The 22,133-nt window shown below is 49.9% G+C and carries 19 protein-coding genes; 7 read left to right on the forward strand and 12 right to left on the reverse strand.

What is annotated here, in order from left to right:
• Positions 1–190: 190 nt before the first annotated feature.
• Positions 191–961: an exodeoxyribonuclease III gene (locus tag AC3WTJ_RS31590; RefSeq protein ID WP_492525062.1), complete on the forward strand. Its 771-nt coding sequence runs from the start codon at positions 191–193 to the stop codon at positions 959–961.
• 356 nt (positions 962–1,317) lie between these two features.
• On the opposite strand, the gene AC3WTJ_RS31595 is transcribed toward AC3WTJ_RS31590, so the two are convergent.
• The 4 genes from AC3WTJ_RS31595 to AC3WTJ_RS31610 form a co-directional block, all read right to left on the reverse strand.
• Complete coding sequence (locus AC3WTJ_RS31595; protein WP_492525063.1) at positions 1,318–2,193, reverse strand: spore germination protein; 876 nt, start codon at positions 2,191–2,193, stop codon at positions 1,318–1,320.
• Positions 2,194–2,424: 231 nt separating this feature from the next.
• Positions 2,425–3,555 (reverse strand): hypothetical protein, encoded by a 1,131-nt coding sequence (locus tag AC3WTJ_RS31600; protein ID WP_492525064.1) that lies wholly within the window; start codon positions 3,553–3,555, stop codon positions 2,425–2,427.
• Positions 3,556–3,558: 3 nt separating this feature from the next.
• The gene (locus tag AC3WTJ_RS31605) at positions 3,559–4,113 is read right to left on the reverse strand and encodes a hypothetical protein (RefSeq protein WP_492525065.1); all 555 of its coding nucleotides are present in this window, start codon (positions 4,111–4,113) and stop codon (positions 3,559–3,561) included.
• Positions 4,114–4,218: 105 nt separating this feature from the next.
• Positions 4,219–4,668 (reverse strand): hypothetical protein, encoded by a 450-nt coding sequence (locus tag AC3WTJ_RS31610; RefSeq protein WP_492525066.1) that lies wholly within the window; start codon positions 4,666–4,668, stop codon positions 4,219–4,221.
• A 228-nt stretch (positions 4,669–4,896) separates the two neighbouring features.
• Between AC3WTJ_RS31610 and AC3WTJ_RS31615 the strand changes: the two genes are divergently transcribed.
• Positions 4,897–5,475, forward strand: a complete 579-nt coding sequence (locus tag AC3WTJ_RS31615) for a TetR/AcrR family transcriptional regulator (protein ID WP_492525067.1) — start codon at positions 4,897–4,899, stop codon at positions 5,473–5,475.
• Between the two features lie 94 nt (positions 5,476–5,569).
• Here the strand turns inward: AC3WTJ_RS31615 and AC3WTJ_RS31620 are convergent, their stop codons facing one another.
• From AC3WTJ_RS31620 to AC3WTJ_RS31635, 4 genes are all read right to left on the reverse strand, one after another.
• Positions 5,570–6,406, reverse strand: coding sequence for a sulfurtransferase (locus tag AC3WTJ_RS31620; protein WP_492525068.1), 837 nt, complete (start codon positions 6,404–6,406; stop codon positions 5,570–5,572).
• Between the two features lie 138 nt (positions 6,407–6,544).
• Entirely contained in the window at positions 6,545–6,835 is a 291-nt protein-coding gene (locus AC3WTJ_RS31625) for a hypothetical protein (protein ID WP_492525069.1), read from the reverse strand.
• Positions 6,836–6,951: 116 nt separating this feature from the next.
• The gene (locus tag AC3WTJ_RS31630; RefSeq protein ID WP_492525070.1) at positions 6,952–7,425 is read right to left on the reverse strand and encodes a GNAT family N-acetyltransferase; all 474 of its coding nucleotides are present in this window, start codon (positions 7,423–7,425) and stop codon (positions 6,952–6,954) included.
• Between the two features lie 75 nt (positions 7,426–7,500).
• On the reverse strand, positions 7,501–8,172 hold the full coding sequence (locus AC3WTJ_RS31635) for a hypothetical protein (protein ID WP_492525071.1): 672 nt from the start codon (positions 8,170–8,172) through the stop codon (positions 7,501–7,503).
• A 39-nt stretch (positions 8,173–8,211) separates the two neighbouring features.
• Between AC3WTJ_RS31635 and AC3WTJ_RS31640 the strand changes: the two genes are divergently transcribed.
• On the forward strand, positions 8,212–8,715 hold the full coding sequence (locus AC3WTJ_RS31640) for a GNAT family N-acetyltransferase (protein WP_492525072.1): 504 nt from the start codon (positions 8,212–8,214) through the stop codon (positions 8,713–8,715).
• On the opposite strand, the gene AC3WTJ_RS31645 is transcribed toward AC3WTJ_RS31640, so the two are convergent.
• From AC3WTJ_RS31645 to AC3WTJ_RS31655, 3 genes are all read right to left on the reverse strand, one after another.
• Complete coding sequence (locus tag AC3WTJ_RS31645) at positions 8,712–9,020, reverse strand: 4a-hydroxytetrahydrobiopterin dehydratase (RefSeq protein ID WP_492525073.1); 309 nt, start codon at positions 9,018–9,020, stop codon at positions 8,712–8,714. The two genes, AC3WTJ_RS31640 and AC3WTJ_RS31645, sit on opposite strands and share 4 nt — an antisense overlap.
• Before the next feature lie 65 nt (positions 9,021–9,085).
• The gene (recQ, locus tag AC3WTJ_RS31650; RefSeq protein WP_492525074.1) at positions 9,086–10,894 is read right to left on the reverse strand and encodes a DNA helicase RecQ; all 1,809 of its coding nucleotides are present in this window, start codon (positions 10,892–10,894) and stop codon (positions 9,086–9,088) included.
• Positions 10,895–10,929: 35 nt separating this feature from the next.
• Positions 10,930–11,223, reverse strand: a complete 294-nt coding sequence (locus AC3WTJ_RS31655) for a hypothetical protein (RefSeq protein WP_157318283.1) — start codon at positions 11,221–11,223, stop codon at positions 10,930–10,932.
• A gap of 191 nt (positions 11,224–11,414) precedes the next feature.
• Between AC3WTJ_RS31655 and AC3WTJ_RS31660 the strand changes: the two genes are divergently transcribed.
• Both AC3WTJ_RS31660 and AC3WTJ_RS31665 read left to right on the forward strand, forming a co-directional pair.
• Positions 11,415–13,007, forward strand: coding sequence for an SWIM zinc finger family protein (locus tag AC3WTJ_RS31660; RefSeq protein ID WP_492525075.1), 1,593 nt, complete (start codon positions 11,415–11,417; stop codon positions 13,005–13,007).
• Positions 12,995–15,868: a DEAD/DEAH box helicase gene (locus tag AC3WTJ_RS31665; RefSeq protein WP_492525076.1), complete on the forward strand. Its 2,874-nt coding sequence runs from the start codon at positions 12,995–12,997 to the stop codon at positions 15,866–15,868. The genes AC3WTJ_RS31660 and AC3WTJ_RS31665 overlap by 13 nt, the downstream gene beginning before the upstream one ends.
• 310 nt (positions 15,869–16,178) lie before the next feature.
• Here the strand turns inward: AC3WTJ_RS31665 and AC3WTJ_RS31670 are convergent, their stop codons facing one another.
• Complete coding sequence (locus AC3WTJ_RS31670; RefSeq protein ID WP_492525077.1) at positions 16,179–17,366, reverse strand: EAL domain-containing protein; 1,188 nt, start codon at positions 17,364–17,366, stop codon at positions 16,179–16,181.
• A 217-nt stretch (positions 17,367–17,583) separates the two neighbouring features.
• Here AC3WTJ_RS31670 and AC3WTJ_RS31675 point away from each other — a divergent pair, with 217 nt between their 5' ends.
• Together AC3WTJ_RS31675 and AC3WTJ_RS31680 are read left to right on the forward strand one after the other, a co-directional pair.
• Positions 17,584–20,493, forward strand: coding sequence for an ATP-binding protein (locus AC3WTJ_RS31675; RefSeq protein ID WP_492525078.1), 2,910 nt, complete (start codon positions 17,584–17,586; stop codon positions 20,491–20,493).
• A gap of 157 nt (positions 20,494–20,650) precedes the next feature.
• Positions 20,651–21,946, forward strand: a complete 1,296-nt coding sequence (locus AC3WTJ_RS31680) for an MFS transporter (RefSeq protein ID WP_492525422.1) — start codon at positions 20,651–20,653, stop codon at positions 21,944–21,946.
• The last annotated feature ends 187 nt before the right edge of the window (positions 21,947–22,133 follow it).

Consider the following 22,133-nt stretch of genomic DNA (forward strand, 5'->3'; position numbering starts at 1 on the left):
TATGTAAATATTTTGAAATATAAGTAATGTTATTCATTTTTTTGAGTGATGTTAGGTTTCTCGCAAACGTAGTGGATTTCATCCAATGGGGCGTAAATCCCCCTCTCAAACCGCTCACTTAATGTAGCAGTAAAGATCTTATGTTACACTATGGTGAGAAATCATCGCGAACGTTAGGAGAAATTGACGAATGAAATTGGTATCGTGGAATGTAAATGGGTTGCGCGCATGCGTGAATAAAGGCTTCGTGGATTACGTCAAGGAGACGGATGCCGATATCATCTGTGTTCAGGAGACGAAGCTGCAAGAGGGACAAATCTCGCTCGAACTGGGCGAAGATTATAAGCAGTACTGGAACTATGCCGTGAAAAAAGGCTACTCCGGCACGGCAGTTTTCACCAGACTCGAGCCGCTTGCCGTCCGCTACGGCATGGAGGAAGATGAAGAGCCCGAGGGTCGGATCATCACGCTCGAGTTCGAAGAATTTTATCTGGTGACGGTGTATACCCCGAACGCCAAACGCGATCTTTCCAGGCTGGACTACCGCCTGGAGTGGGAGGATCGCTTCCGCAGCTATCTCGGCCAGCTGGACACGAAGAAGCCGGTTATTGCCTGCGGCGATCTGAACGTCGCCCACCAGGAGATCGACCTCAAGAACGCCAAGGGCAACCACAACAACTCCGGCTTCACCCTTGAGGAGCGTGGGAAAATGACCGAGCTGCTAGAGGCAGGCTTCATCGACACTTTCCGGCATCTCTACCCGGAACGCACCGACGTCTACAGCTGGTGGTCCAATATGCCCGGCGTGCGGGCGCGGAATGTCGGATGGCGCATCGACTATTTTATCGCTTCAGCGAGACTGAGCTCCAACATCGTTGCCGCCGATATTGACTGCGATATATTGGGCAGCGATCATTGCCCTGTTCGTTTGGAAGTGGATTTTAACCGGGGGAAAGGCTAGCTCCCTCTCCCGGGGGCCGGCTTCCTGTATGCTTCCTTTTATTTCTACGAATGTAATAGAGGCCTATTAAGAGCAACGGAATCATCATACAAATGCTGATATCGTAATAGCCCCAAACTTTGACCAAATATTTAAAATAAGCGGAATCCGGTATAGCAACAAAGATACATCAAAAACAAATCATTGCGGTTGGGATGGTCAGCATTTTGTACGCTTTCAGCTTCAAAGGGGCATATCCCGTATCATCTGTCAAATATTCCCTAAGCACTAAAATACATTGCGCTACTATAACGTTTATCACAGCCCCCCCTATAAGAGCTCCGATGAGAAAGTTTTTTCTTAGTTTCTTGCTCTCCTTAACATAAGGCACGAGGATCTACAAGAATCGCTACGCGTCCCTCCAGGAGTCCCGCGGCAATCGTGTCAGGGCGCTCGGAGTTTGCCAATGTCGGAAAAGGCGACCATGTTTCGTCTTGAATATATTCCTCGATATAACCGCTTTCTAATATAGCGTCAATGTCAATCCGATCTAATCGCTGCCTGATTTCTTCAACGACGCCGTCATCGGCTATTCCTTTGAGGTACATAACCGCTACTTCCGTTCTTGTTACCCTGCCGATCTCTCTGGATTCCAGCCAAAGTCTGGGATCCTTGATCTTACGCCTGATCATGGCTGTATTGATGCGCAGCGATTCCGTGAAACCCTCGCGTGGCCCCCGGATCAGGGACTGGGCTGAAGGCTCTTCCACGTTCCGGTGCTCCCACCCCCTGGTACCTGCAGCTATCGCCCTGTCCCTGTTTTCCATTAAGATCACGCTGTCACCGGATAGCATAGCCAATAGCAATGTCTCGAAGTCCGTCACGTCGGCAAGATCTTCAATGGTCAATACAGTTTCCTTTAAGAAGCTCATCGGATCCGGATGGACTAACAACTTTGCGCTAAGTTCGGCAGACTGCTTGATTCCCGTCATCAGAGGATCTACAACAAAGTTTTCCAGGATTTTCTTATCAACCAGTCCATCTACGTAGACAACCGCCATTTGAATGGAACCATCGCCGATTCGAAACTGTTTAATCGCCAGATCGCCGCTATTTCCAATAATCGCCCTGATTTTATCTAAATTAAACTGTAAATCATTGCTCAACGGTTCCTTGACCTTCTGTTGATCACTTATACGGGCATGTGTTTTAACTGGGCGGTGTTCCGACAATAGCTTTTTGAAAAAACTCATTTCTCTCCCCCCTTATGAGGTCCGAATATCATTCTTTGATTCTCCCTTTTCTCGTAAATCTACAGATGAATAGTAATAATACAAGACTAATAGATCTAGTATTCCCGATGTTTCATAGGATCATACAAGAGATTCATAGAGTTTGATATTGCCTCAGCGAGGCTGTACGCCACATCGTCGTAAAAAACCAAAAAGCGCTCTCTCACCATCCGGTGGGAGAACGCTTTTTAGCTAGGAATAATCATATGTCAGGTTACGTCGCCGACGAACGTAGGTTAGGATGCATCTATACATATAGAATAGAAGCACAAACATCTCAAGCCCCCAAATGATATAGGTCGACGTCTCGCTCACTTCAATTTGCAAGTAGTTAAAGTCCGCAAACTGCTTGCGCACGAATTGGTCCGCCACCATCTGAGCCACATGATTCACAATCGGCACGAAGTCCTTGCCATACCCCTGCTCTGTCATATAGTCCTGAACTTCCAGCTTAAGCATATCGACTTCACTCCACGAGAATGCGTGCACCCATTTCATAGAGCCATCCGAAGCTGGACTAAAGCTGACGATGAAATCATTCTTATTGCCGTTCTTCCATTTATCCTGAAGAGCATAGCCATACGCTTGCGGCAGATCTGTCCCCATATTCACAAAAATGAGATTGACCTGCTTCCACGACTTCGTCTCCCCAGGACGATCCGGGTCAGGCACCGATTTGTTCAACTCGGTATTCCATGCCGCCAACGCCGCCAAGGCATTTTGCCTGTTTGGCACATTACCCACGATTCTATCAACATGAAGCACCTCCGAGACGAAGCTCGGATATTCAGGCAGATCAGGAAATTCTTTCAGATCAATGTCGCTATGTTTAAAAAGACTGTAAGAACCCCTCACCTTATTCACATACAGATGCACGGAGGCCGAGGGTGTCCCAGGAGGAAAATATTTGGCCAACTCGGCTGCCGAGTTGGGTGATCTGTCCGTAAACCTAGTCCTTCCGTCCATGGACCTGCTCACCTCAAACCATCCGTTATCCGATGTTTTAAGTTTGTTTACCGCCTCGTGGTGCTCGTAGTGGCCGGGCTCTTTGGTACAGCTCTTTCGACCTCTGCTGTCCGTAGAGCATTCTTCGCTGCCTGCAATCCACTCGTCCCACTCTTCTTTGTGATCCCAGTCCGTAACCGCCCCGGACCAGACCTCCGTATCGACCGTCCTTAGGAAAAAATCACTGGCTACTACACCCGCGAACAGGATGACGGCGAGTACGGATGTCAGCACGTATCGCCACCATTTGCGGCCCGTTATAAGTTCAATGGCAAAACCCACAATCAGTACGAGGAATAACGCTGCCCAATACGCCATCTGCTACCTCAGCTTCACTTCGTTATCTTTGCCAGTTTGATACGCATCGCTCGTACGGTCCGAAGTAATAATAAATTTCTCTGCGTCCATCGTTTGGAAATGGAAAATCGCATTCATCAGCACATGTTTCCGGATATGCGTGTTGTACTCGCGGACTTGATCGGCAATTTTCTTCTGGTTCCGATCAAACTCGGTACGAGCCGATGATACTTCATTTTGCAGCTTCGAATACAAATCCTTACTCATCTGCGGGTTCTGCTCCTGTACCACTTTGAAAAGCACCTGCGTATCCGTGTAACGGCCTGCAATGAGGTCGGTATATACCTTTTTGATATCATCTGCCTGCATATCGGTGACTTGGGCCATTTCCTTAAACCTTTTCCACATGTTATCGTAGTTTGACTTATTTGCGACGTGTTGCGACTTAATTTGTTCATCCAGCGCAATTGCCGTCCCCCGTTGCCCCCATACAACAGCTGCTGTGATGATTGCAATTAACACTAGCAATCCGATAAAACCAAGGCAACCCACCAAGAAAATCCCACTCTTGTTCCTCATCAACAAACCCCTCTGCATATAATTTCCATCTGTTTCTCTTATTCTAGCACATCGGGACGACATAATAGGTCAAGATTTTACAAAATTTATGGGCAGCAGATAGAATTATGGTAATTTCAAAAGCACCGGCACGTTTTCAGGGAAAGCCGTGACTTGTATATGAAGGTTATATGCTCCTATTTGAAAATGAAGCCTATCTTTTTCCAGGGTGTACGGGATGTTTTTACCGTCTAAATTGATACTGATTTTGTTTAACACTTGGGCACTTGGCGCCCCGAACGTAACGTTCATAGCAGGCTGCAGGGCCGTCATGGCAATAGGGAGCCATTTTCTCCTTTTCGAAACAACAACGACATGCGCGGTTCCCCCGATAGCAAAAGTAAAATTGTCCTCCACGTTATCCAACTTAAAGTCAAAAAGCTCCACAAGCAGCGCTCTGAATGCAAGTACATCGTCAACCGGAAAGCCGATTTCTCTCAAATACAGGATCTTTAGATAACCGCTAGGAGGAAGGACTCCTTCTTGTACATAGGGATGCGCAAGAACCTCTAGCAAATTGCCGTCACCGTCCCGAAAATAAACATTTCTGCCTGTTTCGAACTCGTCGACAGATCTGCCATCAGACCACTGCAGAAGCGTATAGTGCCAGAATTGGTAAGGGGATAATATTTGACAGTAACCGTGTTCTTATCTAAAATATTATAGACAGACCTGTCTCTTTATTTATCAAAAGCCATTCTTTTTTAACATATAGAAAAATATCTTTTGGTAGGTGAATTTCCGATGGAAAAGAAAGAAACAGCCAAGGAGCGCATTTTGCGAGTTGCCGATGAGTTGTTTTATCGTGAGGGTGTGCGCGCGGTCGGCATCGATCGGATCATTCATGAATCCGGTGTGGCCAAAGCCAGCTTCTATCGAAGCTTCGCGACCAAAGATGAGTTAGTAGCTGCGTACTTAGAGCTTCGTCGACTCCAGTTTATGTCGAATATCGAGCATGCACGGAAGGAGCATCCGGAGTCCAAGCTCGCGCAGTTCCTTTTTTTAATGGACTATTTAGCTGAACGTATGAAGCGTCCTACGTATCGGGGTTGTTCCTTCATGAATACAATTGTGGAGTTCCCTGAACCGGCGCACCCTAACCATGTCAAAGCACTTGCGAGCAGAAGCGACTTCTGGGACGAGGTAACTTTATTGGCCCAGGAGGCTGGGCTCCCCAATCCCCGCGACCTTTCCGAGCAGATACGTATGTTATGGAGCGGCGCCGCCATGGTAGCTTATATCAACAAGGCTGATTTCAAGCCTGAGTTGTTCTCCGTAGCGGCTAAGACGCTAATCAGCAGTCACCGCGTTACGGCAGGATGAGACATCGAGATGACACGGCAAGGTGAAAAAAGCCCGATTCCCATTAAGGGAATCAGGCTTTTTTGTTTGTTGGCTGAATCTGCTAGGTTAACTCTTACTCTTCACCCGTCGCAATCGGGTTATCTTCCCAACTGATCCAGTCGCTCCAGCTTCCGCTGTAGAGTTTCACGTTGTCAAAACCCGCTTCGCTCAGGCCCAGCACGTTCGGGCAAGCCGTCACGCCGGAGCCGCAATAGACGATGATTTCATCGGCATCGCGCAAGCCGGCAAAATGCTGCTCTTGCTTGGCCGCAGGCAGCCAAGCGCCATCAGCGCCGAGCACGCCTTTCCAGAAGTAGTTCCGTGCGCCGGGAATGTGACCGGCCACTGGGTCAATCGGCTCTTCCAAGCCGAGGTAGCGGCGCTCCTCACGCGAGTCCACGAGCACGACACCTGGGCGCCCGAGCTTGTCCTTGACCTCATCCATGGAAGCCAGCATGGTGCGCTGCACTTTCGGCGAGAAGGTCCGCGGGTACGTGGCGGGCACTTCATCTGTAACCGGATAGCCCGCCGCTTTCCAAGCGGTATATCCTTGGTCGAGCACGTACACCTCGGAGTGCCCGAGGAACTTCAGCATCCACCATAGGCGCGAGGCCATGGCTCCGCCTTGATCGTCGTAGGCGACGACGGTTTTGGTACTGTCGATCCCGAGGCTGCCCACAAGGATGGAGAATGCACCGAGATCAGGAAGCGGGTGCCTGCCTCCGTGCGCCATAATGGCACCGGACAGGTCCTTCTCCAAATCTACGTATACAGCTCCCGTTATATGATCTTGCTCATAAAGTTTTCTGCCAGATTCAGGTTGTCCTAACGCAAAACGGCAATCCGCAATGACGATATTGGCATCGCCCAGTTGTCCGAGCAGCCATGATTGACCTACGATATTTTCCACAGATTATGCCACCTTTCCCTACCTGCAATGAATTCCAGTTACCTCCACTTATTTTATCGTAAAAATGTTGCGCACGGAAGTTATGTTTCGGACCTACGAAAAAGACCGCCGAGGCGGTAGCCTGACAGTCCTCCTTCCTTATTCAACCTCAAACAAAGCGACTTGTGCAGATGTCGTGACTTCCCTTGTATCGAGAAAGTCCGACCAGTCGAGACGACCGTGGAGCAATGATTGCCTGAGATCGGCGATGGTCTTACCCAATCTCGAGGTGCAGGAGCGGTAACCTTTTGCTGCCCCCATAGATTTAGAGGAACTATAGTCCTCTAATTCTGCAATTCTCGTGCATTCCACTTCCTCAGCGGAACTACAGGGCTCTATTTGCCCCAGCGGCTCCACATTTCCGCCAATTCCGGCGAAATAGCGGCTCATAGTTCCCCTTCATCCATCAGAGGGGCAACTATCGCACGAATAGCGGACCGTAGTTCCCTCCGTGTCCCCTCGCTACCTTGCTGCCCACCGCAACAGTCAGTCGCAGCAAGCTACAATTAATCCCCGATACCAATCGTTGGATTAACAGAATAAGTGAGCCAATCGCTGCGATCTCCGCCCATTTTATCGTAAAAAGCCTGCGCACGCAGGTTGTCCGTTGCTGTGGTCCATGAAAGATTGGCGTAGCCATGTCGGGCCGCATACCCTTTGCAGGCGGCAAAAAGCTTCGCAGCCGCGCCCTGACCGCGTTCCGATTCGATAACGTAGAGATCGTTCATAACCGCTACTTTGGAGGCACGCAATGTACTGAAGGTAAAATATAAGGTCGCAAAACCGACCAATTTCCCATCTTCCGATTCCGCTACAAATTGGATGCCGTCCTTTTGCTCCAGCAGATGGTGAATCAATCCGTTCAACTTCTCATCCTCTGGCTGGCGATATTGGTAAAAGTCCACGATATAAGCGATCATTAACGTTTTTAACTGGGAAATATCTTGTCTAACAGCTTCACGAACTGTAACTTGGGCCATGGAAATGACCTCCTCATCCAAATAAAATCGTTATCGTTATTGTATCCAAAATCCAGAATCTCCAAAATCCGTCTTTCACTGCTCTTCCATCTCCTTGCGATACAGCAGGTAAATCATCCAGGCTAACACGAGGCAAAATCCAGCAGCCCAATAGAAAATGGACGCCACATGCCTGGATACGCCATAATAAGCTGAGGAACAAAGAATAAAAGCAGTTAAAAGAGCGGGAAAAAACACATGATTCCGGGGACGCCACGCTTGATTAGCATGTTTGAAATCATTACGTTCCAGCCGCATCGTGAAGCCTAATCGATTCTTGTTCAAGAGCATTGCCGTCAGGCACGCAAGCAGTGCGGCATAGATTTTCAGAGGACGATACCAGGAATCCAGGCTGTCAAAATAATCGTAAACGGGAACATCCGTTACAAGCGCCACCCCGATTAGAACAATGAATAAATAAATCGTATAGCCCACAGCTCCAAGCAATACGATCATGAGTGCATGCAGCTTGCGCAATCGTAATACATAGTGAACACAGATGGCTTCCAGCACGATAGCAAGCATGGGACTCCAAGACTTCGTATCCACAAGGAACGTAAATAGTTCGACCAAACAGGAGATAATCAAGGTGAAGATGAGCACAAGTGGCCATTTCTTATTCACAGAAATTCGAAATGTATGTAGTCCCAGCATGAGCATAGAAAACAGAATACATGTAGTAAATGGAATATGTAAAAGCCAACCCATGCGATCCTCCAACCGATAAAAGAAAAGGTGATAATAAAAGTGGTAAAAGCAAGCTTACCCTGGCGAGTTGTACCGTTAACTAACGCGCAATGCGAGGAGTTATGCACGTGGAAATATCCGTCTCCCTACGAGCTGTACAATTGGCCCTCTTGGGAAACCATGTTGCGGGAGCAAACCGAATTCGCTGACCCGCACATTCGGGCGGAACAGTACCGAGCCATCGTCGATGATAGTGGCGAGCTAGCCGGCTTCGTTCAGTTCTTCCCGATTGTCGGCGTCACGCGCTTAGGTCTGGGACTCCGTCCGGATCTCTGCGGGAAAGGCAGCGGAATTGGCGTCCAATTCGTGCAGCTCCTGACCCGTGAAGCGCTAAAGCACGCCCCCGGGCAGGAGGTCGACCTTGAAGTGCTTGTCTGGAATGAGCGCGCCATCCGCACATATAAGCGTGCTGGTTTCACCATCACGGATACTTATGAAAAGCAGACGCCCACAGGCGCATCGAACTTTCACTGCATGGTGTACGACGAGAGCTTACACAATTAAGCATCCCTGGAACCTGCAACAACCTCTTCAAATGCTTGATCAAACCTGGCAGCAGATTGAAAATCCAACTCTGTTAAACCGCCTGCATGCCATGAGGTAAGCCGCAAGGTCACCATTTTATAATCAATGGCGATCATGGGATGATGGTTATCCGCTTCAGCGATACGGGCAACATGATTTACAAAAGAAATGCCCAGCATGAACTCCGCGAAACGGTATTTTCGCAAAATCCATTTATGATCGTCCGTCGTCCAGCCTGCGAGCGCCCCAAGCCTTTGATCAATCTCGCTATGCTCCAGTTTCACGTTCTTCCGCCCTTTCCAGCCTTACTCGCTCTCCCGAATTCCCCTACTAATTCCTTACTTACCCCTTACTCAAAATCATAAGCGACCGCCTCGGCTTCGCTCTCACCCGCATACGTGCGCAGCAGATCAAGGAACGGCTTCCCGTAGTTGCGGTATTTGACCTCGCCGACACCCTTGATTCGCAGCATCGCGGATTCCGAGGTCGGGCAGCTTTCACTCATCTCACGCAGCGTGCTGTCGGAGAATATAATATACGGCGGCACTTTCTCGCGTGCGGCAATTTCCCGGCGAAGCAAACGCAGCTGCTCGAACAAGGTATTGTCGATAGCAGCAGCTTTGACCGGTTGTTTGCGCACCTTTTGGTACACAGGCAGCTTCCCTTGAAGCACTTCCGCTGCAGGCTGCATTAATCGGACCACAGGGTACTGGCCTTCGGACAGCTGCAAGAACCCTTCCGAGATCAATACATTGATCAGATCGGAAATTTCTTTTTCCGGCAAATCCCGCATAATGCCATGCGTCGGCAGTCGATCGAACCGATATTCGACAATTTTCTTCGCTTTCGAGCCCTTCAGGACAGAAGCAACCATTGAAATCCCGAAACGTTCATTCATGCGGCGGATGCAGGAAAAAATTTTCTGCGCTTCAACCGTAATATCCACGGTATCGCGATCGTCTTTGCACGAGCTGCAGTTGCCGCAGGTGTCTTTCACATTCCGCTCATCGAAATAATGCAAAATAACATTCCGCAGACATCTCGGCGAATAGCAGTAATCGATCATCGTCTGCAGCTTTTTGTATTCGTTGGCTTTGCGTTCAGGCGAAAGCTGGTTCTGTTCAATGAGGAACTTCTGCGTCATAATATCCTGCGCGCTGAACAGCAGAATGCATTCGCTCGGCTCCCCGTCACGTCCTGCGCGACCGGCTTCCTGGTAATAAGCCTCCATATTTTTCGGCATATTGTAGTGGATAACATAACGCACGTTCGACTTATCGATGCCCATCCCGAAGGCATTCGTGGCGATCATCACCCGAACATCGTCATAGAGAAACGCTTCTTGCATGTAGGAGCGCTCATCATCCGTTAATCCGGCGTGGTACTTGCCTGCGGCGTAGCCTTTTTTCCGCAATGACTCGTACAGCTCCTCCACATCCTTGCGGGTAGCGGCATAGATAATGCCGGGCTGGTGCGTATGCTCTTTCACATAATTGTGAATGTAATCCCGCTTGTTCTCTCCGCGAAGAATCGTCAGCTCCAGATTATCCCGCGAGAAACCGTTCACAAAGATGCCCGCATCCGACAGGTCGAGCAGCCTTGCAATATCTGCCGTCACTTCGGCTGTCGCTGTAGCGGTAAAAGCCGCTACAATCGGGCGATTCGGGAGCTCGCGAATAAACGGAGCAATCGAGACATAGCTGGGACGGAAGTCATGCCCCCACTGGGACACGCAGTGCGCCTCGTCAATGGCTACAAAAGGTAGATTCAGCGCCGACATCCGCGCGCGAAACCGCTCTGACTCCAGCCGCTCGGGCGCGATATACAGCAGCTTGTATTTGCCCTGCATCGCGCCTTGCATCCGCTGTTCCACTTCTCTGGCTTCCAGAGTACTATTAATGAACGTCGCCGGAACTCCGAGCACGCCTAGGGCATCCACTTGGTCCTTCATCAAGGAAATCAGCGGAGAGATGACGAGGGTCACGCCCTCCATCAGCATCGCAGGAACCTGATAGCAGATCGATTTACCGCCGCCCGTTGGCATAATGCCAAGCGTATCCTTCCCCTCAAGCAGGTTGGAAATGATATTTTTCTGCCCCTCGCGGAATTCCGGGTACCCGTAAACTTGTTGTAAAACCTTCCTTGCCCCATCCAGCATAGCTTTTATACACCTTTCTTGAGCTCACTCAAAAATCAGACCAAATAGATGACGGAAACGAGCTTTTCCCCGTCGTGAACCTTCAACACGTGATTACTCGGATCATGGCGAACCGAGCCTGCACCAACATGCATCACAGGGCTGTTGCCCAATCCATAGAAAATATCGTCAGCCAGCGTACGCAGGCACTCTTCCTGTTCTTCGGGCTCAAGCTCCTCCCAATCGTCCGCACTCATCTCCAGCAGCTCGTAGAAACCATTCACCATCTCAATGCCGCGTACAAAATCAGTGACAATATCCTTATATTCTCTTCCGAATTTAATACCCATTGTAAAGTCTCCCTTCGGTAGCTAACCTTCTAGCTTCACTTTATCATATTATAGGTTTGAATGCAGGGTTAACCGTTTTTCCCCCGGATAAAAAATTACCCTTTGGCATAAACTGTGGAAATGGGCAATTTCGGAAAAAATCTGTTACTATGGAAGAAGGAATGTACCGCTCGGAGGGTAGGAAAGCACACATGCTGAAACTGCAGATTCCCAAAAATCGAATGAACTACCTAATCAAGCAAATCCCGCTGCATTTTGATGCTGCCGTACTGGAGCAGGGCTGGGAGTATTATCATAAAGGCCGTGTGGCGGATGTCGATCTGAAGGGCACAAGCATTCAGTCGACGGTTGCAGGCAAGAGACTGCACAACACGACGGTGAACTTAGAGAATTTTCAGGACAGCTCCTGCAGCTGCTCCTTCGATGGTTTTTGCCAGCATATCGGTGCTACGTTCTTCAGCTTATACGCTCCCTATGGACGGCCCGAACTGCTGCTGCAACAGTTAAAGCAACAAATATTCGCCCGCAAAAAACCATTGCGGGGCGCCTCCCCGGCACAGGAACGCAAAGAAGCCGCCAAGGCCACGAAACCCGAAGAAACGGCTTTGCCTGCTGATTGGCATCGTTTTTTTGAGGGGAGATTTCATGGGTTCTCGATTTCGCATCAGCACTCCATTGAAACGTTTTATGATTCTGCGTTAGAGTCTTTGCCTGGCTTTGCCGCCGATTGGAAAAACTCAATGCGCGAGATCTATATGCTTCATATCGTGCTGTTCATGATGCGTAAGATCGAACAATTTTATCAAGAGACCAAAAGCTCTTACTTGTCTTATTATCACGAAAACGGGTGCAAAATCGCCGCAAAAAACTGTGAGGATAAGCTCGCCCAGCTTACACAAGGGATGGATCTGAACGCCTCCTTCGCGGCTGAGCCCAAACATATGCTGGCTACACTCAAAATGCTCGGTGAATTCGCGCTGCAAGGAAAAGACAGCCCGATTGACTGGCTTTTCGTGTATCGATTCATCTGGTGGAAGCTATCCGCGCAAACAGCCGCGCAGAAAGAGGAGATTCAGCGCCTCGACGCCCTTCTGTCCAAGAAAGATCAGCCTGCTAAGAGAAAAGATGCGCTGATTGCGGCTAGAGCCCATTTTCACATTATTCAGGGAGATACAGACAGTGCCTTCAAGCTGCTGGAACTTTTGGCTCATCCTCATGCTAAGGATTACTTCCTGTACCTGAATTATTATTACAACGATCAGCAGTGGAACGACATGCTGGTCTGGCTCCGCTGGTTGTTCAAGTCGATTGCCCAGGCCAATCACGATGATTTCCGGACCTTTTGCCAATACTGGCTTGACACGACCAAGCATTTGGAATCCGACAGCGAATGGGTACAGGTCATGGAGTCCCTCCTGCCTCGCTCTTACTACTATTACACAGCCTATTTGCTGCAGACCAAAAGGTATCGGCAATGGGTGGATTTGCAGCTGGCAAACCGTATTTCGCCTTTAAATCTATACACGTTGGAGCTAAAAGCAATCGAAGAGCACGATGCCGCTTTGCTCCTCCCTCTGTATCATCAAGCGGCGGAACGTGCGGTTTTGGAGAAAAACAGAGCTTCCTACAAAACAGCTGTCCGGCTTCTGAAGAAGCTGCACAGCTTATACAAACAGTTAGGCCAGAACGATCGCTGGGAGCACTATGTGTATCGTTTAGCGGATAAATTCTCACGCTTGCGTGCCTTCCAAGAAGAGCTTAAGAAAGGAAAATGGATTCGATGATCGAAACCAGCGCGCTGACGGTTCATGTAAGCTCCCTCCCCAGCGGCTCCTTGTTTCTATGGGGATCCCGCGAGAACGGCGGCATTTGGGACGCCCTTGATTTGAAAAATATGCTTTTTGCCTGGCACCGCGCTTCCTTCTATGGCACTTTCATGGAACCCAGCGAATGGCAAAATCGCGAAGGCATTGAGCTGCAGCCACTTGAGGCGCTCGATTATTTCAGCGATCCGCAGCCTGTGCAGCATTTGCAGCTTAGCTGGCATCAGGACTCCGCGGATTTCATCCGCTTGGCCCCTGCGGTTCGTGAGGCATTAGCCACCGGAAGCTTCATGCCGGATTACGAGAAATGGAAGGCCGGCGAGATGGGCTGGAAGCTGCAGCTCCCTGAGGAGTTGCAATCTCTGGAATCGCCAGCCGTTTCCCGCTGGATTCATGCGCTCATCCCCGAATGGGTGGACGCAGACGGCATCATGAAAGACAATCTGCGCAAGCTGGAGGCGGCGTACCCGCTCATGCGGCGAGGCGAAATCGCCGCCGACCTCTGGCTCGACGAGGAAGACTGGCTCGTCGCCATCGGCTGGCGCCAAGACCGGTCGCCGATGCGCACGTGCCTGCAGCTCGCAGAGCCGGACCTGGCGCATGGCGCAGGCTGGCAGCTGCGCGTGCTGCTGCAGGACCGGCTGGCGCCGGACGTGCTGCGCACGGTGACGCCCACCGGCGAGCCGGTGGCGGGCGAACTGCCTCTGCCGGAGGCGTGGCAGCCGGAGCTTAGCCGCGTCGAACGTGACGCGGCCAAATGGCTGCGCATCCTGCCTTGGCTGGATGCGGACGAAAGCACCCTCCGTCAGACGTTGACGGAGGAAGAGGCCTGGCGCTTCCTCGCAGAGGGAAGCGTGCGGCTTGTGGAGTCCGGGACCAGTGTGTTCCTCCCGGCCTGGTGGGATCGCATCCGCAAGATGAAGCCGAAGCTGCGCGCGAAGATCAAGTCTTCCGTCGGTTCGGGACGCGAGACGATGTTCGGGCTCACCCAGCTGATGCAGTTCGACTGGAAGCTGGCTGTGGGTGATCTGGAGCTGACGGAGGAAGAATTCCGTTTGCTCCTGGAAGAAAAGCGCAAGCTGATCCAGATTCGCGGCAATTGGATTCAACTCGATCCGAAGTTCATGGCACAGGTCGAACAGATCATGAAGCAGGTCCAGAAGAAGCAGGGCCTCTCCTTCCGCGACGTGTTAGAGCTGCATTTCGCTGGAGATGCAGCCGGGCTGCTGCCTGCGGAAGATGATCCCGATGCGATACGCTACATCGAGATGGAAGTCGAGTTGAACGAGCAGCTGCGCCACATGGTTGACCAGCTGACGCAATCAGCTGCAATTCCCACCATGGAGCCGCCACCGAGCTTCCAAGGCTCGCTGCGCCACTATCAGGTGGACGGTATCTCTTGGCTGCTGTTCTTGCGCCGTTTCGGCCTTGGCGGCTGTTTGGCGGACGATATGGGTCTAGGTAAAACGATTCAATGGATCACTTACCTGCTCACCGTCAAAGAGACGGAGCAGCCAGCTGCGCCTTCTCTGCTGATTTGCCCAACCTCCGTTCTCGGCAACTGGCAGATGGAGCTGAAGCGCTTCGCCCCTTCTCTCAAGGTGCATCTGCATTACGGGCCTCAACGGTTCAAGGGAACCGCCTTCACGGAAGCTGTCGGCAAGGTTGATTTAGTACTAACTTCTTATACGCTGTCCCATCTGGATGAAGCGGAGTTGGGTGAAATCACCTGGAACTCCATCTGTCTGGACGAAGCGCAAAATATAAAAAACGCTTATACCAAGCAAGCTTCGGCGATTCGCCGTTTGAACGGTTTTCACCGCATTGCCTTGACAGGTACACCTATTGAGAATCGGCTCACGGAGCTATGGTCGATCTTCGATTTCGCGAACCCCGGTTACCTGGGCACAGTGCGTGAGTTTACGCATCGCTATGTGAATGCGATCGAGAAGACGCGTGATGTTGAGATTATCAACAAGGTTCAAAAGTTAATCCGTCCCTTCCTGCTGCGCCGCGAGAAGAAAGATCCCGCGATTCAGCTCGATCTGCCGGAAAAAAACGAGTCCAAAACGTTCATCTCCCTGACCGCCGAGCAAGGCTCGTTATACGAAAACTACATCCAGGACATGTTCGACCGGTTGGATACGCTCTCTGCTATGGAGCGGCGCGGACTCATTCTCGCCGCGCTGACGAAGCTCAAGCAGGTGTGCAACCACCCTGCCTTGCTGCTCAAGGAAGGCCTGACCGCTCCATGGAGCGGTCGTTCGAACAAGCTGGAGCGCCTGCTCGAGATGGTGCAGGAGCTGCGCCAAGAAGGCGACAAGTGTTTGATTTTCACGCAGTTTGTCGAGACCGGCAACCTGCTGCAGCATGTGCTGCAGCAGGAGCTGGGCGAGACCGTGTTGTTCCTGCATGGCGGAACAACCAAAGCGGGTCGCGATGAGATGATCGCGAACTTCCAGGACAATGCTGAGCGGCCGGCAGAGGAGCAGCGAAATGTGTTTATTCTTTCGCTGAAGGCCGGCGGCATCGGGCTCAATCTGACGGCGGCGAATCATGTGTTCCACTATGATCGCTGGTGGAATCCCGCCGTCGAGAACCAAGCGACGGACCGCGCCTTCCGCATCGGGCAGACGCGCCATGTGCAGGTGCACAAGTTCGTCACGCTCGGCACGCTCGAAGAGCGCATCGACGAGATGATCGAGCGCAAGCTCGGCCTGAGCCAGCAGATCGTCGGCACGGGTGAGAACTGGATCACCGAGCTGTCGACAGACGAGCTGCGTGACTTGTTCTCGCTGCGACGGGAGTGGGTCGAGGCGTAGTTGGTGCGACTCATTCTCCAGAGGATGCGCGCATTGTTTGTCGCAATATAAGGGAACCGTAGGCCTCTATTCAGACTAAAATCGAGTTTTCACAGTTTCAGGGGGAACTACGGGGCCTTATTTCATTGAAATTGACGCGTTTCTAACCGAAATGGAGAAAATAGAGAAACCTAGTTCCCCTATGTTTCTCCAGATGTCTATTCAGGCAAGATAGCGCCCAGTAGTTCCCATGTACTGCAAGGGGACTCCTAACCACACAAAAAGACCGTCTAGGCCAAAGTGCCAGACGGTCTTTTCTATGTTGCTCACCCTATATCAGTAAATCCAAAAACAAATAATACCCATCACCCAGCGCACAGGAGTAGGTCTGAATCTGATGCGAGGTATCCAGATCTGTGTATACTTGTGATAAGATCCCCTGCTTTTGCAGGTTCATCATGAGGATGTTGGAGATGAAATACGGGCGCCAAGTCCAATTCGCCCCGCGATAACTGTCGTCTTTGTTCCAGGCATCCTCTTTGCGTATGTAGTTGGATGAAATTTGATAGCCATCCTCCATGCAGATGTAGATCCGTATACAGTTTTCAGTCACAGTTGTCGTCGTATGTTCAATAAGCTGATCCGCGTCTTCTGCCGTTAGAATGCGAATAGCCGATTGAGTGACTGCCTCCAGGCTTTGATGAATGATGGAGAGATGGCGGTTCCGCTGAAATTCCCCTTGGCTGAAGAGGCCCATCTCTTCTTTCAGCATGGGTTTAAACCCATCCTTATGCTGCAAATATGGCTCCGCCTTCGAAAAGAGATAACCCTGCACATATCTCGCACCGACTTGCAGTGCGCTGTGCAGCTCTTGCTTCGTTTCAATGCCCTCGACCAGCAGGGAGGCGCCCATTTGAGCCGACAAGATGGAAAAAGATTGCATCAATGCTTTGTAACCCGCATGAATCGCGCTTTTTTTCAGTATATTAAGATCGATTTTCAATATTTTCGGCTGCAAACTGGCGATGCGATCGAAATTGCTGAACCCGCTGCCTACATCGTCTATCGCGATAATGCAGCCGAATTGCCGATATAGCTCTACAATTTGGGTAAGCTCTTGCAGCTTTCCTGTAAATTCCTCTTCGGTAACCTCTATCACGATACGCGCAGGATTGATGTCATATTTCCGCAATAGTTCAATCGTCGGCAGCACGCCTGTGCGCTTATATGTCCGATAGATCCATGAGGGTTTTAAGTTAATGAATAATAAACTTTCATCTTGCGTAGAGGCAAGCTGTTCAATAGCCCGCTCTCTTAAGTGTCGATCAATGAGAAGCTGCACATCTTCCGGAATGTCAGGATTTTTGAAAAAAGGCCCCAAGCTTTCGACAATATCCTCTCTAATTCGCCTTCCCAACGTCTCATAGCCGATGATTTCCTGCGTCTGAAGCGAGAGTATAGGCTGGAAGAACGGACGTACTTCATGTCTCAGCGGAATCCTGCTGTCTTTAACCTGCACGGTGTGCGCCCTCCTCCTGTGAAACCTTCATGTAGTTAAATGTCACATAAACTATGTAATGTATAGTATTGTAAACGACATTGTCGCTTCTTGCAATGAATTCATGGAAGAAAACATAACATGATTGATTTTTAGAGGAATATTGTTGAGCCTTGTCGAATTTCAAACGGATTCCGATTCATTTTATTCTATGTAGAATTCAGGTGACCAAGTGGCTATGAAAACATTCACGAGATCGCGAATCTCCATGTTATACGTTATTTTAATCGTGGCATTACTTGCTTTTGTCAGTGTATCGAACTATATTGCTTCCCGTAACATGGAAAGTGAGAGCAATGCGATCGTGAATGATGCCATTCCGATCTCCAAGACTACGAACAGCCTGCTGACCGACCTGATTAATCAGGAAACCAGCATTCGCGGTTTTGAATTAACGGGCAATGAGCAATATTTGGACCCCTATACCACAGGCAAAAAACAGTTGGAAGATGATCTGAACAACATCCGTATTTATGATAAAAAATATCCGACTCTCCAACTCATTATGGATACGCAGGCCATACCGGCGATCACCAATCTGCAGCGCTTTTTTGACAGTCAGTTGGAACTCATTCGCGCAGGTAAAACGGATGAAGCTCGAACCCGGATTAACTCAGGCAAAACGATGATGGATCGTTACCGTGTCATCCATTCCAGTATTGAGAAGACGATTGTACAAATCACAGAAGACGCCTACAACTCCTCTCTCAAAGCCGGCCAAACCTCTCGTACGATTACCATGGTTAGCGGCATTATTGCACTCATTGCAGGTGTGATGTCCATCTTCATCTCCTTCCGGGCTATTCATGCCGAAGAGGAGCTTCGTAAAAGCGAAGAGACCTATCGGTATATGGCCGAGAGTCTCGAAACCCAGAACGAGGAAATCATTGCGCAACAGGAAGAGCAGCAGGTCACTTTGGCCAAGCTGTCCGAAAGAGAACGAGATCTTGAGCTGATTTCTTCTTATCAAGAGAAACTGACCGGTTACGTGGAGCTCAAGGATTTCTTGAAGCACACGCTGCCTGCTCTGCTGAATTCGCTTCTGCAGGATGCGGCTCTCGTTGTTATGAAACGTGACCCCGAACCGGGCAATGGCGATACTGGCAGTACAGGAAGTACTGGCAATCCCACCTACGAAGTCATCCATTCTATCGGATACCCGAAGGAACATATTCGGGTTCATCAGGACGAGTTATTTGGACCGGCAAGGCGTGTTTTTGAAGAAGGCACGAACCTGGTGCACACGCGCGATGTAACCGGGCACGAGAAAGGTGTCCATGGCGGGATGATGCATGCCGTCGATCATTACGTTCCTCTGCTTGACGACAAACAGACGGTCATCGGCTTCTTGCTCCTAACGAGCTACCAAAGCTCCGTGTTCCAAGAAAACAACCAACGCCTGACGAAGGGCTTGGTCCGTCAGTTCGGCTTGGCCTTTTTCGCTCAAGTGATGAATGACGAGAGAGTGAAGCAAGCCGCTCATTTGGCGGAATTGAACGACGAGCTTATTGCCGAGAAGCTCTTAATTGAAGGGCAGCGCGACTTGATTCAAAATATTTTGGAATCGGCGCACGAAGGCATGATGATGTGTGATTCCGAGGGGACCATCCTTTTCGCGAACCATCGGATGAGCCGCTATTTCGGCTTAAATGAGCGCATCGGCGAGAATTTGGTAGCTGGCTGCCACGAGATCGCAGCTGAAACGCCGAGCTTCTTCGGCGCAGCTTCTTCAATCGAAGCGCTCATTAACGGAACGCATACGCATCTGACACAGCGATTTGGTTTTGTATTGGATGATCAGCCTCAGCATGCTGAGCTGTATGCGACTGTCGTCAGTGAAGATACGGAGCAGCAGGGTTATCTCTTCGTTTTCCGTGACCGAACGGAAGAAGAACGCGTTGACGAAATGAAAAATGAGTTCATTTCCATTGTCTCCCACGAGCTGCGGACTCCTTTGGCCAGCGTGCTTGGCTTCATAGAGATTCTGCTCCATCGTGAGCTGCCGCAAGATAAACAGAAGAAATATATGGAGACTATTTATAAAGAAGCTCATCGTCTCTCGAATTTAATCAATGATTTCCTTGATTTGCAGCGCATGGAGTCCGGGCGGCAGCTATACCACTTCTCCCCGATCAACTTGCTGCCGACCGTGCAGGAGATCGTTGATCAGTGGCAGGATAAGCAAAACCACAACATCGTCATCCATCGGCAAGAATCGGAACTCTGGGTGCGGGCAGATGCGGATCGGATCCGGCAAGTTTTCCACAACCTGATCAGCAATGCAATTAAGTATTCTCCGGGCGCGGAACGGATCGACATTTATTTATCCGCAGCGAACGGCAAAGTTGTTGCTTCCGTGCAGGATTACGGACTCGGCATCCCTGAGGAAGCGCATGACCAGATGTTCTCCAAGTTCTTCCGTGTCGATAACTCCGACCGACGTCAAATTGGCGGAACCGGCTTAGGGCTGGCCATTGTGAAAGAGATCGTTGAAGGGCACAACGGACAGATTTCTTACGAGTCTCAGATGGGTGCCGGCACTACCTTCCGGATTGAATTCGACCAGTATGAACTATCTTCCATGGAGGGGAAAATCGTTATTTTCGAAGATGATGATGATCTCGCCAAGCTGATCCAAATTGCGCTGAATAAGCTCGATCTTCCCTCCATCCAATTGCGCTCTGCCGAAGAGGGAATTATCGCTTTGAACCGTTGCAAAGGTGAGCCGATTCTGTTCATCGTGGATATCCATCTCGAAGGTGTAAAAAACGGATGGGATTTCATCGCTGACTTATCCAGGCATCCGTTGTACTACCAGACTCCGGTTATTGTCTCTACCGCACTGGATCAGCCACATGATTTCCATGAGAAAGAAATTCAGAAATATCTCAAAAAACCTTTCTCCATGGAGCGTCTAGTCCAAGTAGCGAAAAATTTGCTCGATAATAAGAAAAGCAATGCGTACGTTTTTCCGGCTCAAGACAAAGATTCTCTCTCTACTACTTTGCAGCGCAACGGCATCGACGTGGTTGAGATGAAGGAAAATATGGATATGATTGAGGTCGAAATCAAAAAGCCTTCTAGCTAGCCTGCCATCTCTCCTCCTCCTTGTTGAGGGCGGGGAGATTTTTTTATTGTAAAGCAACAGGGATTTCTCTGCCCGGCAGCCAATATACTAAAGAAACTAAGTCATTTACGCAGGAAGGGTGACCCCGGTGGCAAAGCTTGAACCCGCTTCCAATCCCATGCAGACACGCAGCGCTTGGACACTGTTCTTCTCCTTACCGATATTCGCTTGGGCCATGTACGATTTCGCGAACACCATCTTCTCCTCCAATATCGTGACGGTCTTTTACCCTTTTTATTTAAAAGAAACGTTAGGAAAAAGCGAAGAGTTGAATCAGATAGCCAGTACTTTCATCACGTATTCCAATGCTTTATCCAGCTTTTTTCTCGTCCTGCTTTCGCCTTTATTCGGGGTGTGGATCGATCGCACGGGCAAAAAGAAGGCCTACCTTGTCCCCTTTACGCTCATTGCCATCGTGGCGACTTTACTCATGGGCGCTTCGGCCATCTGGCATACCGATCAACAGTGGATGGGGCTTAACACCTCGATTCTAGGTGTGATTTTCTTTTTTATGATCGCCAAATTCTTTTATAATTCCAGCTTAATCTTCTACGACTCCATGATTTCGGATCTGGGCAGCGAGCGTGAAATCCCCATCATTTCCGGCGTAGGCGTAGCCGTTGGTTATGTAGGCACGCTAGTCGGACTTGTCGTTTTTCCTTTAATTAACGGCAATCATTATGAAAATACATTTATTCCTAGCGCGCTTATGTTCCTGCTATTCTCCCTGCCGATTATGTTTCTCTACAAAGAGAAGCCTTCCAAGCCGGTAAGCGAGAAAAAGTCGCTTCTGAGCGGCTACCGCGAGATCTGGGCAACATTCAAAGAGGCGCGAAAATATCAAGCCGCTTTCTTGTTCATGATCGCTTACTTTTTCTTTAATGACGCCATTGCTACAGCCATCGCTGTCATGGCGATTTATGCGAATACGGTGATGGGCTTCACAACGGGGCAGTTTATTCTCCTCTACTTGGTTTCTACCGTATCCAGCATTATCGGCTCCTTCCTCTTCGGCTATGTCACCCGCAGTGTCGGGCCTAAAAGAGCCGTCACGATCGTTGCCTTCGTACTTATCGTCGCGATCGCCATCGCGGCATTAGCGACCAGCCAAAGCTTGTTCTGGGTTGCCGGCAGTCTCTATGGTGTTTCAATGGGAGCCATGTGGGTAACATCCCGGACCCTGATCGTGCAATTGACGCCTGTGGAGAAACGCGGCCAGTTTTTCGGCCTTTTCGCTTTCTCCGGCAAGGTATCCTCGATTGTTGGGCCTGCTCTGTACGGATCCATTACCTTGGTTCTCGCCTCCACAGGGAACTTCGCCAGCCGCGTCGCGCTTGGTTCTCTTCTGTTGCTAGTCGTGATCGGACTCATCGTGCATATGCGGGTTCCGCAGAAATTGCATTCTTCCACTTAGTTCGTGTACAATAGCTTTTAATCATAAGCGGAAAGGAGTGAGGGATATGAAGGGTCCTGTGATCGTGCAGAAACAGCATCGTTTCCTATTTCTCATTTCTATTAAACACTAAAGCATTCGTTGCTTTAGTGTTTTTTTTCGCTCTGAAGCCGTCCTAATCTATCGGGCAGCGTTGATTTTGAAACAG

The organism is Paenibacillus sp. FW101-FHT12H11, assembly GCF_058790355.1.